We start from the raw sequence: 12,096 nt of genomic DNA, 5'->3' as shown, positions 1-12,096 counted from the left end.
ACGAATCGGAGAGGTACATCAGGGTTGCAACTGGACAAGGCACTGCAAACATGTTCAGAATGAGTCAAATAGATCAAACCGCATCAAATTGCATCAAAGGGAGCATGGGGGCTTTTAGTGGCAAAAGTATTGCGTAGTGACTCTGCCCTGGCAGCGTTTGTTCTTGGGCTGGGACTGTCCTTGGTACTTACGGGAAATGTGCTGCTTACGCAGTGGCAGGCAGCGGAGCGGCATGGTCAGACCCTTACCTTCGAACATCTTCTCGGCTTCTCAGCCAACGCAGTGGGACTTTCTGTTGTCATCTGGTGGGCACTGACGTTCTTCATCGCTTTCCTGGCATCGTTGTTGCATCGGGTTGGGCACAAGAAGAGCGCCCACCTCCTTTCACGGTTCAGCCCCGCCTTTATGTTGCGGCTCGCGGTGGCCGTCATGAGCCTGAATCTCATGGGCGCGGGAATAGCCCAAGCAGATGCCGCACCACCGGAACCTGGCTGGCAAAGCGCCTCTCCTCATAGGGCGCCGGGAAAAGCGGCGTGGACTCCGGCTTCCTTGGACCGCGCGAGTTCCATCCCGCGATCTGTAGACGATGCCCATGCTTCAGCATCCCGGCCTCATGACCCGCGCTGGCAACCCCGGCCCCCCGTGGTTGACCCGGGGTTGCTAAGCCGCCAGTCCACACGTTCAACCGCCCCAGCGGGAGAAGCCGCCGTTGTTGTTGAGGATGGCGACTCGCTATGGTCGATTGCGGCCTCCCGGCTCGGACCCTTTGCAACCGACGTGGACGTCGCGTTGACGTGGCCCAAGTGGTATGCCGCCAACAGGGCAGTCATCGGAGGGGACCCCACCGTGCTACTCCCGGGGCAGGTTCTTCAGCCCCCGGCACCAAGCTAGTAAGGCCGGGACTTCAGTGCCCGCTTCCTCCATAAGGACCGTCCGCTCAGGGACAACCTTCACATCTCAAAGCCAATCCGTAGTGTCATCCCAGCAGAAGCCAATGAGTAAAGCGTCCCCACGCTGCAACTCATGTAGTGAATGCCAGAGGTATGACCATGACCCTTGCAACGAAAACCCGGCCAGCAGGCCCTCGGAGCACGCAACATACGGCACCAGCATCCGGCCAAAGCGGCTCGGACATCGACGTCCGGCTTGTTGCCCGAAGCATCGCGCAGGCAACCTTGGAAGTACTGGCGGGAACCCGTCCCGTCCAGCAGCTCTCACGCTCGCTGGACGCCGAGTGTTATCTGTCGCTCCAGCATCGGGCAGCATTGACCCGAAAACACTCAGCCAGGAGCCGAGGTACTGCCCAACCGCACCGTAGTCCCATGGTGCGTTCGGTTCGGGTCTGTTCCATTTCCGAATCAATCTGTGAAGCAAGCATCGTCGTCGCTGAGGAGCAGCGTTGCCGTGCCGTCGCCATGAGGCTGGAGCGGCTGGACGGTGTTTGGCAGGTTACCGCCCTGGAAATAGGGTAGGCCCAACCGATCGTGCTTTGAGAGAAAGCAAAAAAGGTGAAGCCTGGACGTTCCGTCCGGGCTTCACCCTTTGCTGTGACCTCGTTACGGAAACCGCTTAGCGACGCTTCTTCTTTGCCTGTTTCCGCTGATCCTGACTTGCTGCTTTAGCAGGATTTCCGGACCGGCCCGATGCCCTACCCTCAATGCGCGTCTGGGTCGCTCCGTCTTCTCCGGGCGCGGTGTACTGCAGCTGCGCGGGCTTCTCCGGCGCCTGAAGGCCCGCCGCACGGATCTGAGGATCGTGGTGCTCTGTGTGTGCGCCGGAAGCCGAATCGTCTGCCACCACTACGTCTTCGGCTGGTGTTACTTCGACTTCCAGATTGTAGAGGAATCCGATACTTTCCTCACGAATGGCTTCCATCATGCTCTGGAACATGACAAACCCTTCGCGCTGGTATTCCACCAGGGGATCACGCTGGGCCATGGCACGAAGTCCGATTCCCTCTTTGAGGTAATCCATCTCGTAGAGGTGTTCCTGCCATTTACGCCCAAGGACCGAAAGCACAACCCGCCGCTCAAGCTCACGCATGCTCTCGGCGCCGATGGATTCTTCCCGCGCCTGGTAGACAAGCCGGGCGTCAGAGAGGATTTCCTCCCTCAGGAATTCTGCCGTGACCCTGGACTTACCGCCGGCTTCGTCAATGATTTCCTCGGCGGTAACCGTTGCCGGGTACAGGGTCTTCAGGTTTGCCCACAGCTGGTTGTAGTCCCAGTCGTCACCTGACCCCTCGGCCGTAGCGGCATCAATGAGTGAGTTGATGGTGTCTTCCAAGAAGAACTGCACTTTTTCGTGCAGGTCATCGCCTTCGAGGATGCGACGACGGTCGCCGTAGATGGCTTCACGCTGGCGGTTGAGGACGTCATCGTACTTGAGGACGTTCTTGCGCTGCTCGGCGTTGCGACCCTCTACTTGGCCTTGCGCCGACGCGATGGCGCGGGATACGAGCTTCGACTCCAGCGCTACGTCGTCGGGAACGGAGCTGTTCATCAGCCGTTCGGCCGCACCTGAGTTGAACAACCGCATGAGGTCGTCCGTGAGGGAGAGGTAGAAACGGGATTCGCCAGGGTCACCCTGACGTCCGGAACGTCCGCGCAACTGGTTGTCGATCCGGCGGGATTCGTGGCGCTCGGTGCCAAGCACGTACAGTCCGCCGAGGTCCAGAACTTCTTCGTGCTCGTCCTTGACGGCCTGCTTGGCTGCAGCCAGGGCCTCGGGCCATGCGGCCTCGTACTCTTCCGAGTTTTCCTCGGGATCCAACCCACGTTTGGCGAGTTCGGCGATGGCAGTGAACTCGGCGTTGCCGCCGAGCATGATGTCAGTGCCTCGGCCCGCCATGTTGGTTGCTACCGTAACTGCGCCTTTTCGTCCGGCCTGGGCAACGATGGACGCTTCCCTCGCGTGGTTCTTGGCGTTCAACACCTCATGCCGGATGCCTTCTTTGGCCAAGAGCTTCGAGAGGTACTCACTCTTTTCAACGCTGGTGGTACCCACCAGTACAGGCTGGCCGTTTTCATGCCGTTCAGCGATGTCCTGAACGACAGCATCAAACTTAACTACCTCGTTCTTGTAGACGAGGTCCGGTTGGTCGATGCGCTGCATGTCGCGGTTTGTGGGGATGGGAACGACGCCGAGCTTGTAGGTGCTCATGAATTCTGCGGCTTCGGTCTCAGCCGTACCGGTCATGCCAGCGAGCTTGGAGTACATGCGGAAGTAGTTCTGCAGCGTCACCGTAGCGAGCGTCTGGTTCTCTGCCTTGATCTCTACGTTTTCCTTGGCCTCGATGGCCTGATGCATGCCTTCGTTGTAGCGACGACCGGCCAGGATACGGCCGGTATGCTCGTCAACGATCAGCACCTCGCCGTCGAGGATGACGTAGTCCTTGTCCCGCTTGAACAGTTCCTTTGCCTTGATCGCATTGTTGAGGAAGCCGATCAACGGCGTGTTGGCAGATTCGTAGAGGTTCTGGATGCCGAGGTAGTCCTCTACCTTCTCAATCCCGGCTTCCAGCACGCCCACGGTTCGCTTCTTCTCGTCCACCTCGTAGTCGACGTCAGGCTGCAAGCGGAGGACAACTTTGGCAAATTCGCTGTACCACCGATTGGTGTCGCCTTGCGCAGGACCCGAAATGATCAACGGTGTACGTGCTTCGTCAATCAGAATGGAGTCCACCTCGTCCACGATCGCAAAGTTGTGCCCGCGCTGGACCAGTTCGCTGGCATCCCAGGCCATGTTGTCGCGCAGGTAATCGAAGCCGAATTCGTTGTTGGTTCCGTAGGTGATGTCAGCGTTGTACTGCTCGCGGCGTACCGTGGGATCCTGGTTGGACAGGATGCAACCACTGGTAAGGCCAAGGAAACGGTAGACCCTGCCCATGAGTTCGGACTGGTATTCGGCGAGGTAGTCGTTCACCGTGACAACGTGGACACCCTTGCCGGACAGCGCATTGAGGTATGCGGGAGCTGTGGCAACGAGGGTCTTGCCTTCACCCGTTTTCATTTCCGCGATATTGCCCAGGTGGAGGGCTGCGCCACCCATGAGCTGGACATCGAAGTGCCTCATTCCCAGCGTTCTGGAGGAGGCCTCACGGACAGCGGCAAAGGCTTCCGGGAGGAGTGCTTCCAAGGTTTCGCCGTCCTGGTGGCGCGACCTTAGCCGGTCCGTTTCCTCGCGGATTTCAGCGTCCGTGAAGGACTTGAAAGTGTCTTCCAGGGCATTGATGGAATCGGCATAGTTCCGCAGTGTCTTGAGTGTCTTTTTGTCACCCGTGCGGAGAAGTTTTTCGATTAGTGATGCCACGTGAAATTGCTCCCAGTCTCATGCTGCCGAATTCTGGCTGTTTCAGTCTACGGGAGAGACCAGCGCCACGTTGCCGGGTTCACCTCTGAGCGGACTGCCCGGCTGGACGTATTCTCCCGGGGCAGGACCATCGTTCGCCAGGGCTTCGGACAACGCTCCGGCGAGGTCCCCCGCTGGCCAGACGACCACCTCCTGGAGGCCGAGCCACGTTGCCATGAGCCTGAGTTCCGCGGCAAGTTCGACGGCGGTATCCGCTGGCGCGTCCATCTCACCAAAGGCGGAGCGCACCAGAAGCTGACGGGATATCCGATCGGCTTTCAAGTCCACTCTGGCAACGATGGCTTCCCTGAGCAGGAACGGCAAGACGTAATAGCCGAAACGTCTCTTGGCGGCAGGGGTGTAGATCTCAATCCTGTAATGGAATCCGAATAACTCCTCCAGCCTCCGTCTTTCGAAGACCAGGGAATCGAATGGGCTCAGGAGGGCCCTGCCTGCTGCTTTTCGCGGCAAGGTGGCATCGACGTGTTGGAAGGTTTCCCTGTCCCATCCCCGAACACTAACGCGTTCAAGACGGCCCGCGCGGACCAGGCGTTGCACCGAACCCGCGCCCGCCTTCAAGGGCGTCCGAAAGTAGTCGGAGAAGCACCTTACCGTGCCAATTCCGTGGGCTCGCGCGGCTGCATCCATGAGCCGGTCAAGGGACGCTTCAGCATCGCCTTCGGGCGGTTGGGCGTCTGGAACAACCCGGGAAGTGAGGGTGTATTTTCGCTCGAACTGCGCTGTCCTGGAAGCGGCGGAAATCCGGCCTTCCTCGAAGAGGTGCTCCAGCACCCGTTTGACGATATTCCAGTTCCAGCCCCAGTTATCACGGTCCGGGTCCTCGTCGTGACCGAGTTCTGCAGTCAACTCGGATGCAGTCATGGGAGGCCCTGAAGTGAGCGCAATCAGTATGCGGTCTTCCATGTCCTGCCGTACGGCCGGATCAAGACGGTGTGCGCCCACCCACGCCCGCTTTTGCCATACGAGCAGGTCCTGGAAATGCTCCGGCCGGATAAAGCTCGCCTCGTGTGCCCAGTACTCCATCATTTTGCGTGGCTTGCGGCTGGCCATCGATTGGAGGATGAGGGGATCGTAGTTGCCAAGCCGGGAAAAGAATGGAAGGTAGTGGCTTCGCGCCACAACGTTGACTGAATCGATTTGGACAAGCTGGATCCGGGCAAAGGTCCGGCCCACCGCCCGTGAAGTCACGGGGCCGGTGGGCCGGACCTTCGCTAATCCTTGAGCTGCCAATGCGATCCGCCGTGCCTGTGAAAGGCTCAGCGAAACGGTCATTGAAGTCCCTTCGTACCTAAGATGAGGCTTTACTTGGCTGTGGCGGCCTGATCATCGGAGCGGTAGGCGTGGATCTTCTCTTCCACGGCTTCCTCGCCGGGCTCGCAGTTGGAGTCGAGGGTGATCACGCCATAGGTCCAGCCACTGCGCCGATACACAACCGACGGCGCGTTCGTTTCCTTGTCCAGGAACAAGTAGAAGTTGTGTCCAACAAGCTCCATGTTGTCCACAGCATCATCGAGGGTCAGCGATGCTGCGGGAAATACTTTCCGGCGGATCAGGACAGGTGAGTCGCCTGCCGGAATGTCGTTCTCGATGTCGTAAGGAGACCGCTCATCTACCGCCGGTGCGGACTCATGATGATTGCTTGCCTCGACGTAAAGCGGCTCACTCGTACTGGCTGGTTCAAGTGTGGCCGTGGCTTCGCGCACAGCCTTGGGTGTGTGGCGGCCGTGGTGCACCTTCTTACGGTCCTTCGCACGACGAAGCCGCTCAAGCAGCTTGTTGTACGCCAGGTCGAAGGCAGCGAACTTGTCGGCGGCTGTGGCCTCGGCACGGATAACGGGGCCCCGGCCCAGGACGGTGACTTCTACGGTGAGCTCGCCAGGCGTCTGCCTGGGGTTGGTTTCCTTGGAAACCTTTGCGTCAACCCGCTGGACCTTATCCCCCAGCGATTCAATCTTTGAGATTTTTTCGCCGGCATATTCGCGAAAGCGGTCAGAAACTGTCAGATTTCGTCCGCTGATCATGAACTCCATGGTGCCCTCCAATAACTCAGGTGACACGACAACGGCGCTGTTGGGGGCTTGTCTGACGGACAGTCGAGCCCCTTTCCGAGCCGCTATCGACAGGTACATCTTTTCTTGGTACCCACAACCGACGTTAGTTCATCGCCACCGGTTATTCATCCTTTAGCCACTTATTTTTTGATTGAGTCTTAAGGACCGAACCGGGGTGGTCCATGGCCGCTGCGGAAGCGTAGGCTGGTGGCCTCGTGGCTGCGAGTACAACAGCGCCTGATATTAGGCCACCGGCAGCCGTGACCGCCCTTGCCGCCTCAGCGAGTGTGGCACCAGTGGTCAGGACATCGTCAACAAGTATGCATTTGCGGCCTTTGAGCTTGTCCGCTTGTCCCCGCCGTACTCTCATGGATCCTCGGACCCGGCGGGCGCGCTCACCTCTTCCGAGCCCCTTTTGACCTCCGCCTCCATATCCACCGGAAGCACGTCCCAGAACTTCGTCACCAAGGCGGGCCGCTCTCTGCCGGACAGCGTCGGGGCCCGCCACAAATACGCTCCACTCCCCCGACTTCTCCAGCACGTCAAGAATGGGGCAATGGAGCAGCATTCGGCGGATTCGGAGGAAAAAGAGCAGAAGGTGTACCGGGCTGAATCCTCGCCTCCGGAACGCCTTACCACTACTGGGAACGGGCACCAGGCAGTAGCCGGAGCGGCCCCCGATGGCAGCATCCACGGCTTTGGCCAAACAGGGAGCCAGAACAGAGGCAAGGCGCCATTGGCCGTAGCTCTTGAACGATAGGAGGCAACGGGCGAGCTCATCCCGATACGGCCCGGCCGCCACCACCCCGATCTTCGCTGTTCCATTGATGTCAATCAAAGCGGGTGACTCAAGTTCGGCCCGAAATGGCTGCCTGCACAGCTGACGGATTCTTCTTGCGCAACTGCTGCAAAGCACCGCATCTTCCGTCTCACAGCAGACGCAGTCCACAGGGATGAGCACTGCCAGCAGGTCAACCACAGTGCCATGCAGGGCGGCGATGATCCGGCCCGTTCTTCCTCGAAAAGGGCCACGACGCCGCGCCCCGGCAGTTTCAGGAACACCGAGGTCGGGATCGATACGGCGGAGGTACTTGTTACGGAACCATGGACCAAGGGAGGAGAACGTCATTCTGGCAGTTTGCACGTGATGTTCGCCTTGAAGAGGGCACGAGGGGAGCTATGTGGATAAAGGAGGGAAACTGGCACCGGGCGCTCAGCCCGGGAAGGCTGGTTCGGTAGGTCCCTTGAGCTGGAGCTCCCAGCCATTTCCGACGCGTTGGAAGATCCCTGCAGCCGACTGTCCGTAAATTTGCTCGGCGCCGTTTCCGACGCTGAGGCTGGTCAGGCCATCCCAAGGGGCCAACTGCTGCGGTTCACCGGATGCCAGCGACAGGAGTTCCGGAACCACTGTTGAAGTAGCCGAGCCGGACATCACCGCCACCGTGGACCCGTTGACCCAGGCGCCTTGATCGGCAGCACTATTACTGAGCAGTGTGATGGGAAGCGTGAGGTCCTTGGGAACACCGTCCGGGTTGCGGACGATACCCGTGATCTGCACGGCGGATTTACCGTTTGCCTCGGAAATGACCAAGGCCCTGGTTCCCTCGCGGGAAACCCTGAAATCCTTGACTGTTCGTCCCGTGAGCCAGGCCGGCGTCATGGTGACACTGGGAATCGCGGCACCTGGAGCTATCCCTGTGGGTTTGTAAGCCACAACTTCGGCGGCACCGGTTGCACCGGGCCCCGCTGTCCAGACCCAATCGTTCGGACTGAAGGAGGGTCCGGTAAGAGTGCTTCTGGTGGTTAGCTGTCGCGCTGCCTGCCCTGGTTCGATGGAGTAAAGCGTCGTCTTGTCGCCGTTGAGGAAAGCAGCGGTCTGGGAGACCGGCGACTCAGCGGGCGAGTGGGGACCAAGCCCGGCAACCGACTGTATGTCCGGCAGCGGAGTGACCCTGTTGTTCTCGTAGCGCACCAGATCGCCATTGTTCACTGCGATCTGGCGGGCAGGAACACTCTTGTCCAGCACCGGGGGCAGAACTGTCCCGTTGTCTTCAACACGCACCAGGTCCTGGTCGGCACGGAGCTGAACGTTAATGACATCGGGCTGACTACGGAACGTCAGTGCCAACTGATTTTGCATCCTCTGCCGGTCCTCGGCGGAGGCGTCAAAGAGTTCCTTGGCTGAGAGGTCCACCTGAGCTGCGCCGGAAACAACCGGCACAGATTCCCGTGCGAGCTTCATCCCCGATGGGAAGGCGCTGACCACGGCCCCTCGCAGGTAAGGGGCCGGCCCGGCAAGCAACGCGCTGGTCATGGACTTTACGGTGTTCTTCTTGATGAACCATCGATAGTCCGGCACCGCGTAGGTAAACGTCGGGTCATAGAAGTAGATGGGGTTGGCCCCGTAAATCACTTTGAACGTCTCTTCGGGGATGGCGGTGCCATCGGGCACCTTGGAAATACGCCATTCGCCCTCCACCTGCTCGAGCGTCAAGGGGATGGTTTCCTTGGTTCCGGGAGGGAACTGCGTTGCAACGCCGTCAGCATCCACTGAATAGGCAACGTCGAGCTCGTAAAGGTATTCGTTCTCCCCCGCTGCCTTGACTACCCGTTGCTCGCGAAACACCAAGGCGCGTTTGTCCGGTTTCCACGTCACCGACTGCGCCTGCGTCAGGAACTGGCGTGCCACGGGGTAGTCATCCTCATAACCGCTACCTGCCATGTAGAAATCCTCGATCACGGTCTCCGGGCTGGAACCTGCACGCGGAGCGGCAGGGAAAAAGACCGGGGCGTTGGGATTGCCGGCGCCCTCGTCCTTACTCTTGCCAACAGGCCCGGAGCGGGGAATTTGGGCGCAGGAAGCCAGCAGAATCATCAGCACGGCAAACAATGCGACCACTGCCCTGCCGCGTTGTGACCTTCCCGCACTCATGAGATCTCCCCTGTTCTGCCCTCGCCGGGACCGGGATCTCCCCCGGCGGCTTGGGGTTGCGCCGGAGTGTTGCCGGATTCCGGGGCCAGTACAAGCATCTGCCGTTCGCTTGGCGACCCGGGAAATTTAATGTCCGCAGGCTCCAACTGAAGGGGAGACTTCACAATGGTGCCGCCTTGCCGCAACGGAAGTGTCAACCGGAAGTTGGAACCGGCGCCCTTTCGCCCCCATGCCTGGAGCCAGCCGTTATGGAGCTTGGTGTCCTCGGCAGCGATGGAGAGGCCCAGTCCGCTTCCACCGGTGGTCCGGGCCCGTGCAGGATCTGCCCGCCAGAACCGGTCGAAAACCCTGGCAGCCTCAGCCTGGGTCATCCCAATACCGTGGTCCCTTACTGACACCGCTACAGCATCATGGTTGGCCGCAACGGAGATGTGGATTGGCTTTCCCTCGCCGTGTTCCAGGGCGTTGAGCAACAAGTTACGGAGAATCCGGTCGATCCTGCGCGAATCCATCTCCACGATGATGCTCTTCTGGCGGGCGTTCAGTCGCACTTCGGAGCCGTACTCCGCAGCAACCGGTGCCGCACCCTCCATGACGTGCGAGATCACTTGGAAGATGTCCTGCGGTTCTGCATCAAGGACGGCGGCTCCAGCGTCAAACCGCGAAATCTCCAGCAGATCCGACAGCAAGGACTGAAAGCGCTCAACCTGGTGGTAGAGCAACTCTGCCGACCTCTTGTTCATGGGATCAAAATCTTCGCGGGCATCGAACAGAACCTCGGCCGCCATGCGCACGGTGGTCAGTGGGGTACGCAGTTCATGGGATACATCGGACACAAAGCGCTGTTGCATCTGCGACAGGGTGGCCAATTGGGTGATCTGTTCCTGGAGGCTTGCGGCCATGTGATTGAAGGACGCGCCCAATCTCGCGACCTCGTCTTCCCCCTTGACCACCATGCGTTCCTGCAACTGGCCGGCAGCAAGCTTTTCCGACACCACGGCAGCATGGCTTACCGGGCTGACGACGTTACGGGTCACGTACCAGGCGATGGCACCAATCATGAGGACAAGTGCCGCACCACCCGCCCACAGGACGTTCTGGATCTCGTCCAGTGTCTGTTGGGCTGTGTTGAGGTCGTAGATCAGATATAGCTCGTAGGCTGTTCCGTTGAATGTGACAAGGTTCCCCACGGCAATACCGGGTCTGTCCTCGTTTCCCACCGGGAACTGTGTGGAGGCCCAAAATTGCTGCTTGCCACCGCTTTGCACGGCCTTGCGCAGCTCGGGGGGAATGACGCGGACCGTTAGTTGGTCCGAAGCACGTGACTCGACCCACCGGTTACGGGGTTTTGTTTGTTCCGGGGCGGCTTCAAAAACGTATCTACGCTGTATAACCGAGCCGCGGCCTTCCACGGCAGTCAACGTGTCATAGACCAGGGTGATCACGCTTGACTGGTCGGTGACCTGCGCGCCGTCGAACGTGTCCTGTACTTGTTTGACGTTGAACCGTGACTCGGATTCCGCCTGGGCCAGCCGTTCCTGGAACAGGTTGTTGGCGATTTGGTTGGACAGGTATGCGCCCACAATGGCGAATGACGTCACTGCCAGAAGCAATGTGGTGAGGACCGTGCGGAACTCCAAGGACCGGCGCCAACGCCGCAACAGTGAACGCCAGACGAAGCGCAGTCCTGGCCTGATTTGCCTCATGCCAAGAGACACAAGGCGCGTAATCCGAAGGACGAGAATCAGGCCGCGGCGTGTCCAGATCCGTGCCCGGGACAGGAGCCAGGAAAGACTCTTGGTGTTCCTGGCGGGCCGCTCGTGGGTGGCGCCCACTGGCTCAGGGGAAGTTTCCGGGGACTCTGACTGTGCCGGGGTCACATGCTCGACTCCGGCCGCGCCGGGATCCTTGGCCCCCGGGTTCTCGCCCTCCGCGCCGGTCTTTCCGACCGGCGACTCAGGAACCTGCTTTATATCCGACACCACGCACCGTCAAAACGACCTCGGGCGCTTCGGGATCACGTTCAATCTTGGAGCGCAGCCGTTGGACGTGGACATTGACCAGCCGCGTGTCGGCGGCGTGGCGGTATCCCCACACCTGCTCAAGCAGAAGTTCACGTGTAAACACCTGCCACGGCTTGCGGGCCAACGCAACCAGGAGATCAAATTCAAGGGGAGTCAGCGAGATCCGCTCTCCGCCCCGGGTCACCAAGTGACCTGCAACGTCAATAGTGACATCGGCAATGCGCAGGGTTTCGGGGGCCTTCTGGTCCCCGGGCCGCAACCGCGCACGAACCCGCGCTACAAGCTCAGCGGGCTTGAAGGGCTTGGGCACGTAGTCATCGGCGCCGGATTCAAGGCCACGAACCACATCCGAAGTATCAGATTTTGCGGTGAGCATGACGATGGGAACGTCCGACTCGCCGCGGATTTGGCGGCATACCTCGATCCCGTCCGAGCCCGGGAGCATCAGGTCCAGGAGCACCAGGTCCGGCTTCGAGGAGCGGAAGATCTCCAAGGCCTGGCCGCCGTCTGCGCAGAACACCGGCTCGAAGCCATCATTGCGCAGGACGATGCCAATCATCTCTGCGAGTGCTTCGTCGTCGTCAACTACCAGAATGCGTGCCTTCATAGTTATATATTCCCTTATCGCCAAGTCTTTGTCCCGTTGGGCGCAGCGCACGGCATGGCGCCCCCGGGGCACTTCCACCGTACTGCACTGTTATTCACCACGCTCCGTGAT

At 60.0% G+C, this 12,096-nt stretch carries 10 protein-coding genes; 3 read left to right on the top strand and 7 right to left on the bottom strand.

Going from position 1 to position 12,096, the window contains the following annotated elements:
* Window positions 1-117: 117 nt before the first annotated feature.
* Window positions 118-891 (top strand): hypothetical protein, encoded by a 774-nt coding sequence (locus MOD31_RS01735; RefSeq protein ID WP_250819710.1) that lies wholly within the window; start codon window positions 118-120, stop codon window positions 889-891.
* A 158-nt stretch (window positions 892-1,049) separates the two neighbouring features.
* Window positions 1,050-1,472 carry an Rv3235 family protein gene (locus MOD31_RS01730; protein ID WP_223940541.1) on the top strand — a complete coding sequence of 141 codons (423 nt, stop codon included), beginning with the start codon at window positions 1,050-1,052 and terminating at the stop codon, window positions 1,470-1,472.
* Between the two features lie 97 nt (window positions 1,473-1,569).
* On the opposite strand, the gene secA is transcribed toward MOD31_RS01730, so the two are convergent.
* The 4 genes from secA to MOD31_RS01710 form a co-directional block, all read right to left on the bottom strand.
* Window positions 1,570-4,311, bottom strand: coding sequence for a preprotein translocase subunit SecA (gene secA / locus MOD31_RS01725; RefSeq protein ID WP_142938557.1), 2,742 nt, complete (start codon window positions 4,309-4,311; stop codon window positions 1,570-1,572).
* A gap of 42 nt (window positions 4,312-4,353) precedes the next feature.
* A complete protein-coding gene (locus MOD31_RS01720) occupies window positions 4,354-5,643 on the bottom strand; it encodes a winged helix-turn-helix domain-containing protein (RefSeq protein ID WP_166840129.1) in 1,290 nt (429 codons plus the stop codon).
* A 29-nt stretch (window positions 5,644-5,672) separates the two neighbouring features.
* Window positions 5,673-6,401 (bottom strand): ribosome hibernation-promoting factor, HPF/YfiA family, encoded by a 729-nt coding sequence (hpf, locus tag MOD31_RS01715; protein WP_142938555.1) that lies wholly within the window; start codon window positions 6,399-6,401, stop codon window positions 5,673-5,675.
* Between the two features lie 142 nt (window positions 6,402-6,543).
* On the bottom strand, window positions 6,544-6,792 hold the full coding sequence (locus MOD31_RS01710) for a phosphoribosyltransferase (protein ID WP_250819792.1): 249 nt from the start codon (window positions 6,790-6,792) through the stop codon (window positions 6,544-6,546).
* Between the two features lie 186 nt (window positions 6,793-6,978).
* On the opposite strand from MOD31_RS01710, the gene MOD31_RS01705 reads away from it, so the two are divergent.
* The gene (locus tag MOD31_RS01705; protein ID WP_250819800.1) at window positions 6,979-7,182 is read left to right on the top strand and encodes a hypothetical protein; all 204 of its coding nucleotides are present in this window, start codon (window positions 6,979-6,981) and stop codon (window positions 7,180-7,182) included.
* Window positions 7,183-7,635: 453 nt separating this feature from the next.
* Here the strand turns inward: MOD31_RS01705 and MOD31_RS01700 are convergent, their stop codons facing one another.
* From MOD31_RS01700 to mtrA, 3 genes are read right to left on the bottom strand one after another with little or no spacing between them, the layout of a single operon-like run.
* Window positions 7,636-9,354 (bottom strand): LpqB family beta-propeller domain-containing protein, encoded by a 1,719-nt coding sequence (locus MOD31_RS01700; protein WP_166840125.1) that lies wholly within the window; start codon window positions 9,352-9,354, stop codon window positions 7,636-7,638.
* Complete coding sequence (gene mtrB, locus MOD31_RS01695; protein WP_142938552.1) at window positions 9,351-11,339, bottom strand: MtrAB system histidine kinase MtrB; 1,989 nt, start codon at window positions 11,337-11,339, stop codon at window positions 9,351-9,353. The genes MOD31_RS01700 and mtrB overlap by 4 nt, the downstream gene beginning before the upstream one ends.
* Complete coding sequence (mtrA, locus tag MOD31_RS01690) at window positions 11,311-11,985, bottom strand: MtrAB system response regulator MtrA (RefSeq protein ID WP_090818324.1); 675 nt, start codon at window positions 11,983-11,985, stop codon at window positions 11,311-11,313. Before mtrA ends, mtrB begins: the two co-directional genes overlap by 29 nt.
* Window positions 11,986-12,096: the final 111 nt, after the last annotated feature.

The organism is Paenarthrobacter sp. TYUT067 (assembly GCF_023656375.1).
Lineage (GTDB): Bacteria > Actinomycetota > Actinomycetes > Actinomycetales > Micrococcaceae > Arthrobacter.
Note: the sequence above shows the minus strand (reverse complement) of the source record. Positions and strands in the feature narration are given on the sequence as shown.